At 45.3% G+C, this 20,371-nt stretch carries 15 protein-coding genes; 4 read left to right on the plus strand and 11 right to left on the minus strand.

Features of this window, described 5'->3' with window-relative positions; all coding sequences use genetic code 11:
- Positions 1-5 precede the first annotated feature (5 nt).
- From L4D76_RS17160 to rlmA, 4 genes are all read right to left on the minus strand, one after another.
- Positions 6-932, minus strand: coding sequence for an ABC transporter permease (locus L4D76_RS17160; protein WP_428442116.1), 927 nt, complete (start codon positions 930-932; stop codon positions 6-8).
- 93 nt (positions 933-1,025) lie between these two features.
- Complete coding sequence (locus tag L4D76_RS17165) at positions 1,026-1,991, minus strand: ABC transporter substrate-binding protein (protein ID WP_428442117.1); 966 nt, start codon at positions 1,989-1,991, stop codon at positions 1,026-1,028.
- A gap of 516 nt (positions 1,992-2,507) precedes the next feature.
- On the minus strand, positions 2,508-3,464 hold the full coding sequence (locus L4D76_RS17170; protein WP_428442118.1) for a ChaN family lipoprotein: 957 nt from the start codon (positions 3,462-3,464) through the stop codon (positions 2,508-2,510).
- A 162-nt stretch (positions 3,465-3,626) separates the two neighbouring features.
- Entirely contained in the window at positions 3,627-4,442 is an 816-nt protein-coding gene (gene rlmA, locus L4D76_RS17175) for a 23S rRNA (guanine(745)-N(1))-methyltransferase (protein ID WP_428442119.1), read from the minus strand.
- Between the two features lie 421 nt (positions 4,443-4,863).
- Between rlmA and L4D76_RS17180 the strand changes: the two genes are divergently transcribed.
- A complete protein-coding gene (locus tag L4D76_RS17180; RefSeq protein WP_428442120.1) occupies positions 4,864-5,496 on the plus strand; it encodes an oligogalacturonate-specific porin KdgM family protein in 633 nt (210 codons plus the stop codon).
- Between the two features lie 109 nt (positions 5,497-5,605).
- Here L4D76_RS17180 and L4D76_RS17185 read toward each other — a convergent pair whose 3' ends face one another.
- The 6 genes from L4D76_RS17185 to focA form a co-directional block, all read right to left on the minus strand.
- Positions 5,606-6,883, minus strand: coding sequence for a sigma-54-dependent transcriptional regulator (locus L4D76_RS17185; RefSeq protein WP_428442121.1), 1,278 nt, complete (start codon positions 6,881-6,883; stop codon positions 5,606-5,608).
- Positions 6,870-9,230 carry an ATP-binding protein gene (locus L4D76_RS17190; RefSeq protein ID WP_428442122.1) on the minus strand — a complete coding sequence of 787 codons (2,361 nt, stop codon included), beginning with the start codon at positions 9,228-9,230 and terminating at the stop codon, positions 6,870-6,872. The genes L4D76_RS17185 and L4D76_RS17190 overlap by 14 nt, the downstream gene beginning before the upstream one ends.
- Positions 9,230-10,480, minus strand: a complete 1,251-nt coding sequence (locus L4D76_RS17195) for an ABC transporter substrate-binding protein (protein WP_428442123.1) — start codon at positions 10,478-10,480, stop codon at positions 9,230-9,232. Before L4D76_RS17195 ends, L4D76_RS17190 begins: the two co-directional genes overlap by 1 nt.
- Before the next feature lie 379 nt (positions 10,481-10,859).
- Positions 10,860-11,360 (minus strand): YfbU family protein, encoded by a 501-nt coding sequence (locus L4D76_RS17200; protein WP_428442124.1) that lies wholly within the window; start codon positions 11,358-11,360, stop codon positions 10,860-10,862.
- Positions 11,361-11,713: 353 nt separating this feature from the next.
- Positions 11,714-13,468 carry a formate--tetrahydrofolate ligase gene (locus L4D76_RS17205; protein ID WP_428442125.1) on the minus strand — a complete coding sequence of 585 codons (1,755 nt, stop codon included), beginning with the start codon at positions 13,466-13,468 and terminating at the stop codon, positions 11,714-11,716.
- 320 nt (positions 13,469-13,788) lie between these two features.
- A complete protein-coding gene (gene focA / locus L4D76_RS17210) occupies positions 13,789-15,258 on the minus strand; it encodes a formate transporter FocA (protein ID WP_428442126.1) in 1,470 nt (489 codons plus the stop codon).
- 236 nt (positions 15,259-15,494) lie between these two features.
- Here focA and L4D76_RS17215 point away from each other — a divergent pair, with 236 nt between their 5' ends.
- On the plus strand, positions 15,495-16,400 hold the full coding sequence (locus L4D76_RS17215; protein ID WP_428442127.1) for a LysR substrate-binding domain-containing protein: 906 nt from the start codon (positions 15,495-15,497) through the stop codon (positions 16,398-16,400).
- Positions 16,401-17,036: 636 nt separating this feature from the next.
- Here L4D76_RS17215 and L4D76_RS17220 read toward each other — a convergent pair.
- Positions 17,037-17,978 (minus strand): LysR family transcriptional regulator, encoded by a 942-nt coding sequence (locus L4D76_RS17220; RefSeq protein ID WP_428442128.1) that lies wholly within the window; start codon positions 17,976-17,978, stop codon positions 17,037-17,039.
- A gap of 141 nt (positions 17,979-18,119) precedes the next feature.
- On the opposite strand from L4D76_RS17220, the gene L4D76_RS17225 reads away from it, so the two are divergent.
- Positions 18,120-18,800, plus strand: coding sequence for a type 1 glutamine amidotransferase domain-containing protein (locus L4D76_RS17225; RefSeq protein WP_428442129.1), 681 nt, complete (start codon positions 18,120-18,122; stop codon positions 18,798-18,800).
- 73 nt (positions 18,801-18,873) lie between these two features.
- A complete protein-coding gene (locus L4D76_RS17230) occupies positions 18,874-20,025 on the plus strand; it encodes an iron-containing alcohol dehydrogenase (protein ID WP_428442130.1) in 1,152 nt (383 codons plus the stop codon).
- The last annotated feature ends 346 nt before the right edge of the window (positions 20,026-20,371 follow it).

A 20,371-nucleotide genomic window follows, 5' to 3' on the forward strand; every position in this document is an offset into this window, starting at 1 on the left:
ACCTCCTAGGCCAGTTTTTTTGTCGTAACGATACGTTTCTTTTTACGGTGAAAACTGCTCTTCATACGCGGGGCAATCAGCGCGACAGCAACCAGTACCGCAGTGATCAGGTTAAGATCAGAAGCTTTCAGACCGAACATGCCAGAGCTTAATGCAAAGGCAACAGCCAGACGGTATAGAACCGAACCCACAATAACAGCAATAACGGCGACCCAGATTTTGCGGCCGGGGATCAGCGTCTGACCCAGAATAACCGCGGCTAAGCCGACAACAATCGTACCGACACCGGAAGTGACATCCGCAAAGCTGTTGGTTTGAGCAAACAAGGCACCAGAGAAGCCAACAAAGCCGTTAGAAAGCGCTAAACCAAGGTAAGTGTATAGCGCCGTATTTCCTCCCTGGGCATTGACCATGCGGCTATTTACCCCTGTAGCCCGAAGACCTAAACCAAAGTCACTGGCAAGCAGGCGAATAATGAACCAGGCGCTGAGGCCGACGAGCAGGGCTACAACCAGTAAGCGCATCAGATCTGAGTCGAGTCCGTAGTCAAAGGCGAAGGTTTCAAACGGTGTCAGAATGGTTTCTTCACCCAGCAGGGCAAGGTTGGGGCGCCCCATAATGCGAATGTTGATCGAGAAGGCCGCAATCATGGTCAGGATACTGGCGAGCAGGTGTAAAATATTGCAACGAATCGCCAGGAAGCCCGTTACCAGGCCACACATTCCTCCGGCAATTATTGCCAGTAAGGTAGCTAACCAAGGGTTTACTCCCGCGACAATCGCGGTTGCCGCAACAGCTGCACCCATGGGAAAACTGCCATCGACAGTCAGATCGGGAAAATCTAATACCCGGAAGGTCAGGTAAACCCCAAGGGCAACCAAACCATAGACTAAACCTATTTCCAGCGTACCGATGAAGGCAAAGAAAGACATCTATAATACTCCTTGTCTTTAGAGAAATAGAGGCGAATATCGAGAGGCGAGTGATTAGGAATATCTCGCTTCTCGTTACTCACAACTTAAAATTTACTTCTCTATTGTCGTAGCACGCTCTAATACGGATGCTGGGAAAGTGATGCCCAATTTATCAGCCACTTTCTGGTTAAGTGCCAGATCAGAGCCTTTGGCAACTTTAACGGGCAGATCTGCCACTTTGGTTCCTTTTAAAAGGGCATCGACATAATCCGCCGTCTGCACGCCAACCTGGTAATAGTCGAATCCCAATGCTGCTAGCGCGCCGTTAGCAATGTAAGTGGTCGATGCACCAATGATAGGTTTTTTAGCCTGATTAGCGGCATTGACTAAGCCATCAATAGCACTGGCTACGGTGTTATCTGTCGGGGCGTAAAGAACATCGACTTTAGAAGCTATAATTTGTGCCGCTGATTGAACATCGGCACTTTTTAGCGCGGTGCCTTCAACCACGGTCAGCCCTTTGGCATCCGCTGCTGCATGTAGTAGCTCTACCAACGCGACAGAATTGGACTCACCAGGGTTAAAGACAACCCCGATACTTTTCAGATCAGGGATAAGTTCTTGCATTAAATCGACATGCTGAGCGACAGGAGAAAGATCCGATAGGCCTGTTACGTTACGACCGGGTTCATCCATGTTCTTGACCAGCTTAGCGCCAAGAGGATCGGTCACTGCGGTAAACACGACAGGAATAGAACGGGTAGAAGCTGCCAGAGCCTGTGCTGTTGGTGTCGCAATACCCACGAGTACATCCGGGCGTTCCCCGACAAATTGTTTGGCAATCTGCACGGCAATGGCGGGATTACCTTGCGCGGTCTGATAGGTGAATTCGAGGTTTGTTCCTTCAATATACCCTTTTGCTTTCAAACCATCTAACAAACCTTGACGAGCCGCATCAAGTGCCGGATGTTCAACGATTTGTGATACGGCGACTTTAGCCACATCGGCCAGTGCTGATGTTGATAAAACCAGTGATGCTGCGACACACGCTGCGCTAAGCAGTTTCTTTCCCTTCATTACGAGCTCCTTGCTTCTATTTATTTTATTCAGATCATGGCGAGATCATTTGTCCGTGTTGTTGGTGTTTTCGTCTACCTAAGGCCATTTTGTCCTTATTAGAATAATGTTTTATCGCAAAGGGAAAAGAAAGAACATCTAATTTTTAACAAAATAGAAACATAGGGCAGGTGGTATCTGTGGTTTTTGTTGGGTCGGGTGATATATATCACCATACGTGTTTCTCAATTCAGTTTAAGTACTGGTTGATGAGTACACGGATGGTTAATTATTCTTATTTGGAATTTTGTTGATGTGTCGATCAGTACTGAATATGAATCAAGTTTACTCTTGTTCAGCTAAGGGTAAGGAATATGGGGTATTTTAGATGTGATAGAGATACTAGCTGTCTCTCTCCCAAGAACCCCAGTACCAATGTTTATGGATTATGACTGGTTCAAAATCCATGAAAAGAGGTATGTGCCTGGCCGCCGATGGGGTTCTGTTCTTCTCTTTTGGTTATACCTAATCCATTAATTATTTATAACATTTCAAATCGTTGTTTCTGCCGTGGATCCCTTTCATCGCAGCCATCATTCTATCTTTGTTCACATAGTTTTCGGGTAACGGCATCACACTGACGCGGTAATCTGGTGCTTCAGCGGCAATATGAGCTGTTTCAGTAACCGGCGTCACCATCACCACGTCCAAATCCGGGTTGCGAGCTTTGATACGAGAAGCCGTTCCCAGCCCTTCTGCAACATGAAATCGGCCTGCCACATGAATGATCTGCTTACCCGGGTGTTGTGCCAGATAATTCACCATGCTTTCTGCCATCGTGTCATCCCATGCTGTTTGTGCCGCAAACTGGTGCTGCATTTCCGCTTCATCGCCATGGTGCATCAACGCGTTGAATTTTGCCTGGTACGCATCTGGTACCAGGGTAAGCCGTTCGGCTACCCACCTGCGTTCATGTTGCGGCAGGCTATTGAGATAATCTGCGCCATTCTGTCCGATACAACGGACTATGTTTTTGGGGGCATTAGCTGCAATCACATCTAAACCATGTTGTTTGGCAAATTCAATCAACGGGCGGTAATCACTTTCGTAATTTGGCCATGCTTTAGCGTCTTTGGTCAGGGTTTTCTCACCAATCGCTCCTGCCAGGTATTGGTCCAGCACCGGTTGATGGTCACGGGTGAACTGCTCCATCGACAGGGTGATGTTCGGGTTCTGACTATAAAGACGGGCGAAGAGTTGAGCCTGCATTAAGTGCGTGCCTGGGTGACCATGCCATTCGCCGACTAAAATAATATCGGCATCTTTGATAGCCTGGCTGAGCTCTGTCAGGCTGAGCGGTGTGCCTTGGGCAGAGGTGATAGAATAATCATACATGGTCGGCGCGAGGGGGGATACTGAGTTAGCGGTCGATACCGGTTGAGCCGCACAGCCCATAAGCAAACTTACCAATCCCAGGGAAAGCCATTTTTTCATTATTTTACTCCCCTCATAATGCTTCGAGATCAGTTGGTAGAACCTTTATCAATCACAAGTTCTTGATATAACTGTAGACTGAGTTGATGGATAAAAAAGATGAAACTGAGGCTCAATTTCATCTCTGTCAGGGTATATGCTCTGTTTGTTGCATATAAGGGATTACTGGCGGCGATAAACACGAATTGCGAAATCGGCTTCGCAGCTGAACGCCTGTGCATCTTTTAGTTGTTGCCACACCTCAGTTGATGTTTTCCAGGCAAATGGCGTCATTTGCATCAGTGCAGTCGCTTCTTCACCGGTTAGTTGCATGTTGTAATGTAACTGCTGATCAACAATCAGATCAAAGCCTTCAATGACTTCAGGTGCCATATCATGTAAGTGAACACCATCGTAAATCAGTTCTTTTAATTGATATAAATGGCGTGCCGCAGGCGTAACGGTCACTAACCCCCCCCCTTTTTTTATGGTGCGCTGCAACTCTTCTGCCTTACATGGGGCATAAATACGGACAATCGCATCGAAGTATTGTTCCGGATAAGGCAAGCGATGGCTTGATGCGACACAGAAGTGGCAGTCTTTATAGCGTTTAGCGGCATAGCGCACGGCGACTTTTGATATATCCAGGCCATGAACAGCCAGCTTGGGATGACGGGCATTTAACCGTGTAAATTCAGAGGTGTAGTAGCCTTCACCGCAACCAATATCCAGTAACTGCCCGGCATGTTCAGGAAGTTGTTCGTCAAGGTGACGAATGACTTCTTCGCGCAATTGTTTGTAGTGGTCGGTGTTTAGGAACAGGCGGCGTGCCTGCATCATTTCCTGATTGTCACCTGGATTCTTAGATCCTTTATGGTGAGCCGGCATGAGGTTCACATAACCTTCTTTGGCCTGGTCAAACTGATGATTATTTTCACAGCGCCAGGTATTTGCCTGAAGGCTAAGCGCTGAATGACAGAGTGGACATTGATAAGACATGGAGTAAACCGACGAATAAGGGATCTTGGTATTGTAAACGCCCCTATATACCCCTGCAAGCAAGGTGAAGGAAGGACGCCGATCACATATTTCGAGACTCAAAAATAGACCCTAATCACAGTTGACATTTAAATCTTGAACGGTTTCATCTGTTCAGCTTGCGTTCAGGTGAAAAAGATATTTTGCATCTAAAACAAAGGGTGTTTAATTCTATCATCATTTGTATTTATAGGTTTATTTGTTGTTATTAGTATTCATTGTAGTTTTTAATTCCGCCTTATTGTTATGAGGCATTGTTCATACCTTGGCTGATGTTGTTGTCAAAACTGGCTGTTGGTATGAATGTTATTTTCAATCATAAAAAATGCATACCGATTAAATTGTGGCGAATGCCATGCTATTTACACTCCAGGGGTTTTAAATGAAACGTGTTGTATTAGGTTCAGTTGCTTTACTAATGGCCCAAAGCGCAGTTGCTTCTTCTTATGTAACGGGTAATGTCCAGTTTCATGATAGTGATCTACATGGTTCAAATGTGACATCAACACTTGAGGCTGGGCATACGTTTGGTTCAGGAACAACGTTATTAGTTGAGTTTGATGGTATTCAGATTGGTGAGCTGAAAGCTGAACAGAATTCCCCTGCATATGTCACTATGGGTGTTGAGCAATCATTAAACATTAGCGATAACCTTTGGGTTGCAGCAGGTTATCACCATCTTTCAGCAAACGGTGAAACAGTACAGCACCGTCCGCTGGTTAAGATCGGGTATAACTTTGATAATGGTCTTTCTATCTCAAACCGTACACGTTTTCACCTTGACGCAGTCGATGACAACAATGATACACGTATGGATAACGCGATTGGTTACCAGGTTCAATCATTACCGTTGAACTTGAAGTATAACAACGTTTACATGATTGATGGCGAAGTGATGGACCACGAACTTCGTGCAACTTGGACCCGTAGCGGCGTTCAGCCATACTTCGAGCTTCGTAATCAGGCTGATAACGAAAATAATGCCTTCGTATTCGGTGCATCTTACGGCTTCTGATTGATTTAAGGGGGGCGGGTTGCCCCCTGATTTCCCGTTGACAGTATGGTTCTGTAGCAGGTAAAGCCCAGCGATTGCTGGGCTTTTTAGGTTGACGGTTATTCTCGCTTCAGCTTGATGGCCTGACTTTAAACTCGGCTTTATCCAAGTCATGTTTTTTCATTCTTAAATAGAGTTTCTTGCGTGGTATCTGCAGGTAAGAAGACACTTCATTAATACGCCCGGTAAAGAGGTACAATGCATCTTCGATGAGTTGTTTCTCATAGTCATCGACCAAGTCATCTAACGGGCTGCTCATTTGATCTAACGGCTTAGAGCGTTCTTGTCCGGTCAGTTTGACAATACCAATGGCATACAGCTCCGCGACATTTTTTAGCTCCAGCACATTTCCTGACCATTCATGACGATTAAGGGTGTTGATGTAGGCTTTATCAACTGCAGGAATCGCTTTATTGAGTTTTTGACAGCTCAGTTTTAAGAAATGTCTGAATAACGGCGTAATATCGCAGCTGCGTTGCCTTAGGGGCGGCAAAGAAAAGCGCACCTGGCTCAAGAAGTAGAACAATTCAGGTAACATTTGTTCATTTTCTACGACTTTTTCCGGTTCGCCTTCCACAATGGCTAATACTCGTACTTCCTTTTTACACTGACGTTCTTGCTCCAACAAGAAACGACATAACCATTGCTGTGCTTCAATTGGCATGTCGTGTGGGTTGTTGATACATAAACTACCAGTACGTGCTGAAATCATGCTCCGTTGCAGATCCGGCGTGCAAGTCATGGCTGAACCATTGACGTTGACATAAGGTCCCTGGTGAATAACGCTATTTTTATGCAGCAGTTTGGCAACAGTATGGCGGCCGGTACCGCTTTCCCCTTCAATCAGCACATCTTTGGTTGTGAGTGCAATTTTCGTTATCTGCTCACGAATTTTGATGATTAAAGGACTGTCGCCATTTATTACTTGTGATGCCGTGTGGTTCAGGGTTTTACGCTGATTAATGACCTGTTTACGCCGAGGCAGGAACCTTTCTAATAAGGTCAGAAGATCTGCCGGTTGTAATGGTTTTTGTAAAAAATCGATTGCCCCTTTTTTTACCGCATCGACCGCCATCGGGATATCACCGTGGCCTGTGATCATGATAACGGGCAACTCTTCATCCAGGTCTTTTATTCTATCCAGCAATTCTATACCGTTCAGACCTGGCATATACATATCGGTAACAACGACACCAGGCCAGTTTTTATCTAGCATCCTTAATACCTGGGTCGGATCTGTTGCGGTTTGTGCTTTATATCCAGAGACTTCAAGTAAATGTTGATAAGCATCGACAACATCCTGATCATCATCAACGATCAGTACTTCAATATCATCATTCATTATCATAATTATTTAACTCCAATACGACCATGGCTCCACCTTGAAGGTTTGAAGCCAGGAAAATCTCGCCCCCTAAACGGGTCATAATTGAACGACAAATACTTAACCCCAGGCCAAGCCCGACGTCTTTCGTTGTAGTAAAAGGAATAAAAAGCTTCTTGATGATCTCAGCAGCAAAACCATCCCCGGTATCACTGACCGTAATACGCAGAGGACTGCTGATATTTTCAAGTGTGCTTATAGTGATTTCACGCTGTTCGCTTGCTGCGACAGCATCGCAACTATTCACCATTAAATTGACCAGAACCTGCCCTAGCTGCACTTGATCGGCTTGAGCGTATAGCGCTGTATCAACCTCATTGATAATGGTTGTTTTTTGGACTTTCGCCCGGCTTTCAACAATCAGCATGGCTTGATGTATCGATTCATGGATATCGACACATTTGAGCGGATTACTCGCTGATTGTTTGCGAGAGAAACTGCGCAAACTGGAAATAATGTGGCCCATGCGTGCGGTAAGGTTGTCTATCTTGTCCAGACTGATTGCCAGCCGATCGTAATTTTGCTTTTTTATCGCCATTTTAGTGGCAAAAACATGGGTTGAGATGGCAGAAAGAGGTTGATTTAATTCATGCGCGAGCGATGTCATCGCTTGGCCGACCACTGCCATTTTTGCCGCTTGGATGAGATCATCTTGCGTTGCGCGTAAATCATCTTCCACCCGCTTACGGTCATCCACTTCAGCCCTCAACTGGCGGTTACGGTCGGTCAGAGACTGTGTTTTCTCCCGCACCATATTTTCTAACCAGCGAGCGGCATTTTCCTGCTCGGTGATGTCTGTCATCGTAATAATAACCTTGTCACTATTTCCTTGTTTAAACAGGCGGAAATCGAGCCGAAGATACAATATGTTTTCTTGGTAGTTTTGTTTCAGAGTGAGATTGCAGGCACCGTTTGCTACTAACGGGCTACCGTCTGAAAATAGATACTTCAGTCTTTGCTGCATGTTTTCATTAAATAAATCCCAAACCGTTATATCGGCCATAGCAGTATCGTAGCTAAACAGCTTTAGGGCGCTGGGGTTTACGGATTCCACAACACCGTTTAAATCACAGGTGATGATGCTGGCTTGCGTGTTGTTGATTAGGTTAAGGGCATTACTTTGCTGCATTTCCTGCATCTGGCAACAGAAATTGCGGAGACTATCACCGAGCAAACCGATTTCATCATCACCGGTAACCTGAATATTGGCATTCAAATTACCTTTGGTAACCTCATCAAGGTCCTTACTCAGTAGGTTCAGGCGTTTTACTATCCCTCTGCCAACCAAGTAGATTGATAGTACAATGGATAATAATACTGACAGAGATACCACACCCAACAGCATAATATTGCTGAAAAAAATGGACTTTCTGGTTTCATTATTTAACTGCTGCAGAGAGGTGTCAGCTTGTTCGACCATGGTCTGGATCCGTTCTTCCTGATTGTTCAGACGGGTCTGGATACGTTTTTCATGCAGGTTGATATTCACATGCAACTGTACATCCTTCTTGAGCTGTTTCTCCAGCACACCGTCAGGCTCAACTAGCGTAATAAACTCTTGCAGTAATTGCCGGTATGATATCGTTGAAGGGTAGTGGCGCAGTGTTTGGCTCATGTTGCTAAGTTCATCTGTTTTGTAACCAATAAAGTAGAACGCATTGCTGATATCACGGGTTTGGCGTTGCTGAATGATCTCCTGAACCAATTGGTGAAGTTTGTTTTCATTAATGGTAATCGATTGGATCAGCGAAAACTCGGTCATGACCTCAGCGATGGCTTCACTGTTAATGGCATTGGGCAACATACGCGTTAATTGCCACTCAACCTCCTGGCGCAGTGGGGTCAGTTCATCGATCAAATCCTGATGGAGCCACCTGATGGTGTTTTCGGTTTGTGCTAGCGAGTACAGGTGCGTGTTACGCTGGTTAAGTAAATCAGCATAAGCGTCGATATCTTCCAGTAACACTGCATGCTCAGTCTTTATCGATGGATAATACTTGAGGCCGGCGGTGTCAGTGATCGCATTGGTGATCTGTTCCAGCTTGATGTTGATGTTCTGCTTCAGATCGTTATGCATGATGGGGTCAGTATTTTGGCTCAACAGGTGCAGGGTAGCCTGCAGTCCGGCGGTATTTCTTTCTAGCTGGTAACTGGCCTTGAGAGTTGGCATATTGTTGTCAACGATCGCCTCAATCTGGTTATCGATGGCTTCCCAGTTGACTACCGCTATTAAGCTCACGCTGATGGTGAGAAAAGCCATAAAGGCAATCGCGGCGATCAGGCGGTTTCCGATTGTTTTTCTGCGAAGCATCAGTTTTTTCCTTCGCGCTCAGCAATGATCTTCTGACTGAGAGTGATCGATTGCTCAAGTTGACTACGCATAATACGGCGCCAGGCATTAATACGCCTTGCCGTTTGCACATGCGTACGGGATAGCGAAAGTTCATGATACGACTCGCTATTGGCCTGAGTTTCCGTGACGGGTGGGGTCGAAGCCAGACGGATCGCTAAATTAAATTGGCGGCGGTGCTCGTCTGTCAGGTTTTGCGCCGTGTTGAGTTTGTGGATCAGCTGCCAAGCCTGGTTTAATAATACTAATTGATGACTGATAGTTTGCTCAAATAGGTGTTTTACCAGTACTTCCCGGTGACGCATAAGGGTCATATTCAGCGCTTGGTGCGTATAAGAATGTGCTGTTTTTTGCTTTAGGCCATATTTATGCAGCGAACTCGCCGGTAGTTTTTCCTGCACCTCATCAGAGAGTAAATAATCAATAAATGCCAGACTATGATTGGCCTGATTAATATTGTTGACTGCTGCGATATAACTCGGGATCTGCGGACTGTGGTTCTGGTAATTGAATCCTATAAAAGGGAATTGTTTCTGGCTTTCGTAGGCGAAGCTGTCAATGACAGGGCCAATACCTGCCAAACCACGAGAAATGGCATCGCTCACCCCAAAACTACGGGCAGAAATTGAAGCTAAGTTACCACCAACTTGCAATAGTAGTTTCCAGCCATCTTTCCAGCCATATCGTTGCAGAATGTTTTCAACCATGAGATGTGTGGTACCAGAGCGGTACGGGCTGCTCATGATCACATGCCGAAAATATTGGGGGTGGGTCAAACTTTCCCAGTGGGTCGGTATATCAAGATGATGCTTGGCTAGGTAATCTTTATTCCACATCAAGCCATAGCCTGAGTAACCGAAGATAACGATGTTCTCTGACTGACTTTGCTTAAAGGGCTGTATGAGTTGCGAATGCGCGATGTCGGCAGAGAGAGCAGTCAGCTTTTTTTGTTCAATCAAAGGTTGGAGTAATGATTGCGATGATGTAATCACAATATCAATATCATGACCGTTTTTTTCCAGCAAGCGAACGCCTGATTCTACCCGGCGGTGAAGAACTTTTATATTTGCATCTGGGTATTGCTTCTGAAATTCCAGAGTGATTGGTGTAATTGATGATTCAGTAAACGTTGTTAGAATTATTAAATGATTCGTTGATGCAGCAAAGCAACCTGGCGAAATAATTAGCAATAACAGAAGCAATCGAATCATAGTGTTAATACTATTTCCATTTTTGATAGGTTTTATATACAAGCTTAGTTCGCGAGATTAAACTTAAATGATCTAACTTATTTTTAATCTTATAAGGTGTTAATTGTTTTCATAGGTGGAATAATTGAAATGTGTCGTTCGTTACTCCTTATTGGTGTGAGTTTATACTTATACGCATTCTTAACGATAATAGATACAAAAAAATACTGATCAGTGAGGGAATTAGTAAAATGATTGCTGTTTATTTACTCGCGGTATATTTTGGTGTTTATTTATATTGCTGACGGATATTTGTTAAAATAAAACCGGAGTAGAGACTCCGGTTTATATATATCTATAGAATAATAACTAATGCAAATACTGCTAAATAATAATATCGCTAGGCATTTAGGATTTGTTGTATCTCAGTGGCGGATAAATGATATTGGCGAGGGCAGTTGCGCCAAGTTTGCAGCATACGTTGATATTTTTCTAACATTGATACCTGGCTGTTGAACTGGTGCTCAGATTTATCAAACTGAGGATACAGACCTTCTTCGTCAGTTAAGAATCGCACATAGTGAACCAGTTGTGATTCCGTGGCGGCATCAAAGCCCAGAAATTGCAGGCGGCGAGGCTCTACGAGTTGCTGGTTGGCATCATCGAGCATTTTATAAGATTCCTGCAGCGCGTGATGCATCTCCATGAAGTCAATAACATTGCGGCAGGTTTCTTCAGGAAGACAACCGAAGTCTTTGTCCAGTTCGCGCATTTGCAGGCCATAACCGCGCTCTACAATAGTCTGAAGCCGACGGTATTTTTCTGCGTTATCAGGGTTCATCTGAGACATCAGAGAATACTGGTTAGAAAGAATAAGACGTTGAGCGTTTGTCATTTCCATAATAAAAGGCCTTAATATTGTTATGTTCTGCGGTCGAGATTATCAGGTTAAGTTAAAAAAAGCTTGATCTGTCGACGCGTAGCCGCTGATTTTGCACTAAATATAACTGAGTGATGAAAGCTTAAATAATAACGCGATATGCTATTGATTTACTTGTATTTAACCTTGTTTTTGCAAGGTTATTACGTTGTTCTTGTCTTCTACAATCGTAATTTAGGTAAAGGGATTAAGGCAATAGATGCGGAATGACAATTTTACAGTGGGGAGGTTTAAGAAAGAGCCACTGAATGTAGCCCTTTCGTGTTTGGATGTGGATGGCAGGAAGAGTTTTGAATTGACTCGCTTTAAGGCGGTTAGCTTAAGCCAACAATATTTCCATTGTCATCAATATCTAATGCCATATAAGCCGGCTTTTCAGGCAGGCCTGGCATGGTCATGACATTGCCGCATAAAGCATAAACAAAGCCAGCTCCTGCACAGAGTTTTAGTTCACGGATTGGCAGAAGAAAACCTCTCGGTGCGCCTTTTATGCTGGGATCATGGGTGATTGATAATGGTGTCTTTGCCAGGCAGACCGCTAAATTATCATGGCCCTGAGCTTTTAGCTCTGCCAGTTGTTGTTTGGCACGTTCAGACAATTCAACACCTCGGCTACCATATCCCACCTCGGCGACTGTCATCAGTTTCTCTTCTAAAGTCTGTGACAGGCTGTAAAGCGGCTTAAAGTCAGCCGGTGTTTCACAGGCTGTTACCACGGCTTGAGCCAGTTCAATGGCTCCGTTACCGCCTTTACCGAAAGCTTCGCTGATCGCCACATCAACATAAGTACCAAAGTCCTGGGCATTAACCATTGCTTTTAGTTGTGCAAGTTCAGCATCGCTATCTTGCGGGAAGCGGTTAATGGCTACAACAACCGGTAAACCGTATTGGGCGGCATTACGAATGTGCCATTTCAGGTTCTCAAAACCCGCGATGAGCGCTTTTTCATCCGGGGCGAAAATGGTTTCTGGCAGTGGCTGACCCGGACGTAAATCATACAGCCCTGAATTGGCTTTTAATCCACGCAGTGTTGCAACCATGACCGCACAATCAGGGCCTCGTTCGGCTTGTTGCGCTTTGATGTTGCAGGCTTTCTCGAAGCCCATATCAGAGCCAAAACCGCCTTCAGTAACGGTGAACTCACTTAATTTCAGCGCGATACGATCGGCAATAATGGATGAGTTACCATGGGCGATATTGGCGAATGGCCCGGCATGAATAAGAGTCGGTACGCCTTCCAGCGTTTGCATCAGTGTCGGCTCAATGGCTTCGCACAGAGTGACGGTCATGGCACCGGCAACTTGAAGATCGTCGGCAGTGATCGCCTGGCCATCAATATTATAGGCCAGTACGATACGGCCGATACGCGCACGCATATCAGCAAGATCGTTAGATAAGGCCAGGATCGCCATTAATTCTGATGCTGCAGAAATATCAAAACCGTCTTCGCGTTCAAAGCCATTTATGGTTTTGCCCGGCTCATTTAGTCCCACAGTGATCTTACGCAGTGCGCGGTCATTGTGATCCATGACTCGCTTCCAGACCACACGATTAATATCGATACGCAGCGGTGTCAGATCGGTTCTACGGGCAAATTGCTCATAACCGTGGCGTTCTTCATGGTACAAGCGGGCATCAATCGCTGCCGCCGCAAGGTTATGGGCGGCGGTTACTGCATGAATATCGCCGGTCAAATGCAGGTTTAACTTTTCCATTGGGGCGACCTGGCTGTAGCCTCCTCCGGCCGCGCCGCCTTTCACGCCAAAGACCGGTCCCATAGAAGGCTGGCGAATACAGGCAATGACTTTTTTCCCCACTTTGGCTAGCCCTTGAGATAGGCCAATGGTGGTTACCGTTTTACCTTCACCGAGTGGGGTCGGGGTGATGGCTGTCACTAGCACCAACTTACCTTCAGGTTTATCAGCGAGGCGTTTAAGAATTGAAGGTTTAACTTTGGCTTTCAAGGAGCCTTGTGGTGTCAGATCTTCAGGATTAATACCTGCAAGTTGGGCAATCTGGTCGATAGGAGTGAGTAGGGTGTCGCGGCAAATTTGAATGTCGCTTTTCATTTGGGCTCATTTCCTCTTAGCTATGACAACAGAGAATGGTAACAACGGATATACTGCATCAGATTGAATTAACAGGTCGCGCAATCGTTTGCGCCGTGTTTATACCATAATTTTATCATGGATAAATAGAGTAATGGCGAGATAAATGTCGGCATTTTACATGGGGCGTTCTGTGGCGGTAGTGGAATGGGTTTATTGTGGCTGCAGCGGCCGGAAAAATTTGAGACTGGCGTAATTTCGATCACCGAGTTCGTAATGTGGAAACGGTGCAGAGCCAGACTATTATCCCGATTGGGCCAATAGTCTGGCAGGTTTGTTTATCAGGCTACTTCACACTCTTGGGATTTCTTCTCTGAGACGATAACTGGGATCTGTTTGCCATAGACCGGGCGAAGTGCTTTGATAATGTCATTACGTGAGATCATACCAACGAGCACCTCATCTTTCACTACAGGGAAACTGTGCGGACGGTTTACCACCATAGTACGGGCACGCTCATTCAACGAAAGCGTAGTCAGTCGGGTTGCAATGCCACCACTTGTGACCGGGTACAGAATATTTTTGTCGATACTCATATACTCAGCAATATCAAGAATAGTGTTATCCGGACTAACGGTCTGGATTTCATGTTTCATTAAGTCTTGCACTTTGCTTTCAGCATTTGGCACATAGTCACTACACCAAAGGTCAACCAAGGTGTCATGGATAGAGAAGAAACCGACTAAACGCTGGTCGCTTGATAGTACCGGTGCACCTGAAAGTTCTTCGTTAATCAAGATATCAAGCGCTTCGGCAACAGGCATGCCTGGCTGAAGGGTTGTAGTCGCAGGGCGCATGTGATCGTTAACAAGTAGGTTGTCCTGAAGCATAGTCGTGTCCTTATTTAAAACGGTAGAATTTGAGAAGTCGGGTGTGATGATGGTCGCTGTTGCATGGTGCTCTTTAGGCGAGCTGAAAATAGCCCAGTAGCTAAGCCCGACGAGAACCCCGCCGCCAACGATATTGCCCAGAGTGACGGGAATAAGGTTGGCAAAGATAAAGTTATGGATATTGAGATCGGCGTATTGTTCTGGTGACACACCGAGGTTTAACCAGAATGAGTCTGGGGCGATGTTCTGGATAGTGATACCCAGTGGCACCATAAACATGTTGGCGACGCTGTGCTCAAAACCGGTGCTGACAAACATCGCAACGGGTAAAACCATGATGGCCATTTTTGTCATCATGTTGTTCGAGCAAAATGTCATCCAAATAGCAAGACAAACCAATAGGTTACATAAAACCCCCAATGAAAAGGCTTCCAATGGCTGGTGATGCAGTTTGTGCTGGGCAACGTTTAGCGCATTTAATCCCCACTGGCCGCCATCGAGCTGGTAAAGGCTGGCCATGGAGACCAGAAGTAATAGCAGCATCGCACCCAGGAAGTTGCCGAAATACACTTTTGCCCACGTTTTTAGCATGTGTCCGGTGGTGATGTGCTTATTGGCTCTGGCGATAGAAGACAGCACTGTACTGGTAAACAGCTCACCACCGCAGATGACGACTAAAATCAGGCCCATGCTAAAGGCTAACCCACCAAATAAGCGGTTGATCCCCCAGTTTATTTCGCCATTACCTGTCGTCACCGTGAGGTAGAAAACAAAGGCGAGTCCAATGAAAACACCGGCAGTGATCGCTAATGCGATTGTTTTGCTCGTCGACTTTGATGCTTTACTAACGGCATATTTTTCTGCCTGTTTCATCATTTCCATCGGACTGTAATTGGAATCTGTATTTATTGCCGAGCTCATCGATATGATCTCCATTTCGATTCGACAACATTGCCGGGTGAATTAAACAAAAAGGGGGGTAACTGAGTCATTGCTTCTCCTTATATCGAGATGAATGCGTTTAACGTGGCTTCAGCTTAAGGGGGGATAAAGGTGTGAGTAAAATTGATTTTTTTCTTACTCCTAATCATAAAAATTGATATCAGAAAATGTTAAAGTACCGGTTAATCATAGGGTTCAGAAAGGAAGGAGTCGCAATGCGATATTCTTTGAAGCAATTGGCGGTATTCGAAGAAGTAGCCAGCTCGGGCAGCGTCAGTAAAGCTGCTGATGAGTTAGCGCTTACTCAGTCTGCAGCCAGTATGGCGCTTGCTCAGTTAGAAAAATTACTCGGCAGGCCATTGTTTGAACGCCAGGGAAAGCGAATGGCGCTGACATACTGGGGGACATGGCTAAGGCCAAAGGCGAAACAGCTATTATTTGATGCCCAGCAGATCGAATTAGGCTTTTACGAGCAGCATTTAGTCAGTGGCGAGATTGCGCTGGCATCAAGTCAGACGGCCGCAGAGCACTTACTGCCAGAGCTTATCAGCAATATTGATAGTAACTTTCCTGAGCTGCGTATTAATTTCAAAGTAAGAAATACAGAGAAAGTCATCGATGGTATAAAAAACTTTAAGTATGAGTTTGGTATCATAGAGGGGCGTTGTGATGATAGCCGTCTCCAGCAAGAAGTGTGGTGTCACGACCATTTAGTGATTATCGCTTCTAAACATCATCCGTATGCTCAGTATGAAAAAGTCAGTTTTGCCCAGCTTGAACAGGCCAAATGGGTCTTGCGTGAACAAGGTGCCGGCACGCGGAAAATTTTCGAGAGTGCAATCCATGGTGTGATTGATGATCTTGATGTCTATCGTGAATATGAACAAGTCTCCGTTCTTCGTACTTTAGTCGCGAATGGCCTCTACTTGAGTTGCCTGCCCTACCTGGATGTTGTTAAGTTTATTGAACGCGGTGAACTGGTCGCCTTGAATGTACCAGAATTAAATATGGAGCGGACCTTATCGTTTATATGGCGAGCAGATACTGTCGAAAATCCGTTACGTGACTGTATTAAGCGTGAAGCTTTGCGCATGATTAGAGAAAGCAAGAGAGATATGTAATCTGTATCAATTTAATTGATACATTAATATGCAACTAAGTTGTACGCGTCGGTGTTTGTGGCGGGCTTGTTGACTAATTCCGATCCAAACTTCTTAGATTCCGTAAAGTGAGGAACGTATACGGGATCTAAGAAGCACACGGTTAGAACTGGCTCCCGAAATCATGCTCTTCGATTGCGGAAAGGTATGTTTAGACGTTTAAAGGGCGAGTTTCCGTGGCTTCTATACTAGTACCTAAACACAATGAAGATGACTGATTGAAACGGTCAAAGTCCGTCATCCCAGAAACCGCCAAACACTGAACTTGCAGGCTTTCTCAAAACTCACCTGGCGGTTATCAGGGATCCATTATGCACGGAAGGTTCTGTGGACTGTGGATCCCCGATAATCGCTACTGTAAATCCAATCGATAATGAAAAGATCAGCATTAAGCGCTTCAATGGATGACAAAGAGCAAGGATGACGACGGCTTGGCTTCATCGATAAAAAACTAATCTGTTCAATCAATCATAATTAATGAGTCAAGGTACTAGTTAGCCACGCTCCAGATAGAACCACTATATTCCCTCGGAGCTCTGCATTTCGAGTGGGTTATGTTATGGGAATAATTGCTATAAAATTAATTGCGTATTGGTATTAATTTTTTTGATGGTTTTTTGAGCCTAACATTTGAAATAGTGGTGCAGGAAGCTGAGTGAAATAATCCTGTAAATGGTCCAGCAATAAGCGCATTTTCTTGGAATTGGCCGCTCTCGGCGGATAAACACCGTAAATATTGATATCACTCAGCTGATATTCTTCCAGGATCGGGGTGAGTTGTCCCGACGTTATCAATGGCAGGGCATCGTAAATGGGTAATCGCCCGATGCCATGGCCGCCTAACACAAAAGCCGTTCTTGCCGATGCACTGTTGGTGGCAATGCTGCCTTGCATTCTGACATTGTATGAGCGGCTGCCTTTAGACAGCGTCTGAATACGAGACGCTTGTTTATAGACCACCCATTCATGATTAGCCAGCTCTGCCGGTGTGTGGGGCAGGCCATATTGACTAAAATAGCTCGGGGTGCCACAGAGAATATTTTTCATGGTCATTAGCTTACGGGCATACAAGCCTGAATCCGCTAGCGGTGCTCCCCGAATCGCCAAATCGACACCTTCCTGAATGATATTTACTACCTCATCGGTCAGGTTCAGATCGATTTCAATTTTTGGGTACTGTTTTTTAAAGGTATTCAGAGCCGGTACAATGGTATACATGCTGATATTGACCGGGGCGGTGATGATGAGTTTTCCTTCCGGCTCTTCGCGCAAATTTTCGATTTGCTGATTGGCTGCGGCCGCTTCGTCACTGATGTTCTTGCAACGCTGATAATAGCGCTGGCCTGCGTCGGTCAGGCTAATACTGCGAGTGGTACGGTTTAATAAGGGGATCCCAATATGAGTTTCGAGCTTTTTTAAATGGTAACTCACTACCCCGCGGGACAGGCCGAGTTGTTTTGCTGCAGCCGAGAAGCTGCCTTGCTCTACTATTTGTGCGAATACCACCATGCTTTTTAGTTGCTCAAAGGAAACATCCATTAGGCTCTCATTTAATTCGGTTTTAACTCTAACAGTATCCACTGTTCTAATTTTTAAAACAATGATTCTCAATTTATCGCCATTGTTAGATTAATCGTTCAGGCATAGACTTCAATCACGCTCTTAATGACGAGGTTGATAATGAAAATTTTAATGGTGCTAACATCCCACGATAAGCTGGGTGAGACTGATCATAAAACCGGTTTTTGGGTCGAAGAATTTGCCGCGCCGTATTACTGTTTTTTAGATGCCAATGCTGACGTTACTCTCGCTTCACCAGCAGGTGGTCAACCTCCGATTGATCCGAACAGTGAATTAGAGCAATCACAAACCGATGCCACAGTGCGTTTCAATAACGATGAGCAAGCGCAGCAGGTGTTAGCAAATACCTTAAAGTTGGCCGATGTAAGTGAAAAAGATTACGATGCTATCTTTTACCCTGGTGGTCATGGGCCATTGTGGGATCTGGTGAGCGACAGCCATTCAATTGCGTTGATTGAAGCCTTTTGGCAAGCTGGTAAACCCGTGTCGGCGGTGTGTCATGCACCGGCTGTGTTACTTAATGCGAAGACACAAGATGGTGAATATATAATTTCCGGTAAAGCGGTGACTGGCTTTACAAATTCAGAAGAAACGGCTGTTGGGTTAGCTGAGGTAGTACCATTCTTGCTGGAAGACGAATTGAAAGCCCGAGGCGGACAGTTTGAATCGGCACAAGACTGGAACCCGCTGGCAATTCAAGATGGTATGTTAATCACAGGGCAAAACCCTGCATCATCAGAAGCAGTTGCAGAAGCGCTTCTGAGCCTGTTAGCTAAATAAACGAATAGCTAAACAAACGATAGATAAAGATACACAAATAATAATTAAACCCTTGGATACAAAGGAACGAGCAATGCTTAACTTCACGTTTCATAACCCGACGCAGATCTTTTTTGGCGAAGATCAAATTGCAGCGATTGCAAAAGAGATCCCTGCGGATGCTAAAATTCTCGTCACTTATGGCGGTGGTTCGATCAAAACCAACGGTGTGTATGAGCAAGTCAGCAATGCGCTGAAAGATCATAACTGGATTGAATTTTCAGGCATCGAGCCTAATCCGCAATATGACACTTTAATGAAAGCGGTTGAAGTGGTTAAAGCCGAGCAAATTACTTATCTGCTGGCGGTTGGCGGTGGTTCAGTCGTTGACGGTACTAAATTTATTGCTGCGGCGGCATGTTTCGAGGGTGACGAACCTTGGGATATTCTGGCGAAGCAAGCACAAGTAAAAGATGCCGTGCCGCTGTCGTGTGTATTAACCCTGCCAGCGACAGGCTCTGAAAGTAATATCGGTTCTGTGGTCACCCGTGGCACGACGAAGCTGGCATTTATGTCACCTCATGTACGTCCAATCTTTGCTGTATTGGATCCTAAAGTGACCCTGAGCCTCTCTGATCGCCAGGTTGCGAACGGCGTGGTGGATGCTTTTGTTCATACTATGGAGCAATACTTAACGTTCCCGGTGAATGCGAAGGTACAAGATCGTTTCTCTGAAGGTTTACTGATGAACCTGATTGAGGAAGGACCTAAAGCCCTGGCAACACCTGATGATCTCGAAGTGCGCTCGAATGTCATGTGGTCGGCAACGATGGCACTGAACGGTCTAATCGGTGCGGGTGTACCGCAAGACTGGAGTACCCACATGATCGGCCACGAGCTGACAGGTCAGTACGGTATGGATCATGCGCGTACATTGGCGATTATTCTGCCTGCTGTAATGAAAGTACAGCGTGAGCAAAAGCGCGGTAAATTAGTCCAGTACGCACAACGTGTCTGGCACCTATTTGACGGTACTGAAGATGAAGTGATTGATCAGGCTATCGCGAAAACAGAAGCGTTTTTCAAAGCGATGGGCATGCCTGTACGTTTGAGTGATGCAGATCTGGATGCCGCAAGTATTGAAACTGTGTTGGAGCAACTTGAACTTCACGGTATGACATTATTGGGTGAACATGGCGACATGACACCAGAAGTTAGCCGTAAGGTACTGGAAACCGCGCTGTAAGCGCTATCGTTAAATCACGGTGAATTAATTAAGCCCTGCCGGTGATACGCTGGCAGGGCTTTTTTTGTAACTGTATGTATTTAATGGGTTAATGTCATTTTGATGTTTATCTCAGTCTTTCAGGGCTGTTATGTTCAGCCCATAAGCTCTGCATGTCACCGGTTTTTTTACCCGTAAGATGCTTGGGCTATCAGGAAAAAAGAGGTTGCTCCCAAAGATGGAAAAAAATGGAAATACATCTATTTGATTTCATTTGCTGTATCAATAACCGCTCAAAAAGTGGGCGTTTGATCTATGGACAAGGGCACAATTATCTATAAAATCCGGCCGTAGTTGATACTGCTAG

Origin of the sequence: Photobacterium sagamiensis, assembly GCF_050337085.1 — a bacterium.
GTDB lineage: Bacteria > Pseudomonadota > Gammaproteobacteria > Enterobacterales > Vibrionaceae > Photobacterium > Photobacterium sagamiensis.

What these genes read in the sequence shown, in the direction of transcription:
- L4D76_RS17180 (WP_428442120.1), top strand. Translation starts at nt 4,864, where the DNA reads ATGAAACGTGTTGTATTAGGTTCAGTTGCTTTACTAATGGCCCAAAGC.
- L4D76_RS17200 (WP_428442124.1), bottom strand. Translation starts at nt 11,360, where the DNA reads ATGGAAATGACAAACGCTCAACGTCTTATTCTTTCTAACCAGTATTCT.
- L4D76_RS17160 (WP_428442116.1), bottom strand. Translation starts at nt 932, where the DNA reads ATGTCTTTCTTTGCCTTCATCGGTACGCTGGAAATAGGTTTAGTCTAT.
- L4D76_RS17190 (WP_428442122.1), bottom strand. Translation starts at nt 9,230, where the DNA reads ATGCTTCGCAGAAAAACAATCGGAAACCGCCTGATCGCCGCGATTGCC.
- L4D76_RS17230 (WP_428442130.1), top strand. Translation starts at nt 18,874, where the DNA reads ATGCTTAACTTCACGTTTCATAACCCGACGCAGATCTTTTTTGGCGAA.
- focA (WP_428442126.1), bottom strand. Translation starts at nt 15,258, where the DNA reads ATGAGCTCGGCAATAAATACAGATTCCAATTACAGTCCGATGGAAATG.
- L4D76_RS17170 (WP_428442118.1), bottom strand. Translation starts at nt 3,464, where the DNA reads ATGAAAAAATGGCTTTCCCTGGGATTGGTAAGTTTGCTTATGGGCTGT.
- L4D76_RS17195 (WP_428442123.1), bottom strand. Translation starts at nt 10,480, where the DNA reads ATGATTCGATTGCTTCTGTTATTGCTAATTATTTCGCCAGGTTGCTTT.
- L4D76_RS17220 (WP_428442128.1), bottom strand. Translation starts at nt 17,978, where the DNA reads ATGGATGTTTCCTTTGAGCAACTAAAAAGCATGGTGGTATTCGCACAA.
- L4D76_RS17205 (WP_428442125.1), bottom strand. Translation starts at nt 13,468, where the DNA reads ATGAAAAGCGACATTCAAATTTGCCGCGACACCCTACTCACTCCTATC.
- L4D76_RS17215 (WP_428442127.1), top strand. Translation starts at nt 15,495, where the DNA reads ATGCGATATTCTTTGAAGCAATTGGCGGTATTCGAAGAAGTAGCCAGC.
- L4D76_RS17165 (WP_428442117.1), bottom strand. Translation starts at nt 1,991, where the DNA reads ATGAAGGGAAAGAAACTGCTTAGCGCAGCGTGTGTCGCAGCATCACTG.
- L4D76_RS17225 (WP_428442129.1), top strand. Translation starts at nt 18,120, where the DNA reads ATGAAAATTTTAATGGTGCTAACATCCCACGATAAGCTGGGTGAGACT.
- L4D76_RS17185 (WP_428442121.1), bottom strand. Translation starts at nt 6,883, where the DNA reads ATGATAATGAATGATGATATTGAAGTACTGATCGTTGATGATGATCAG.
- rlmA (WP_428442119.1), bottom strand. Translation starts at nt 4,442, where the DNA reads ATGTCTTATCAATGTCCACTCTGTCATTCAGCGCTTAGCCTTCAGGCA.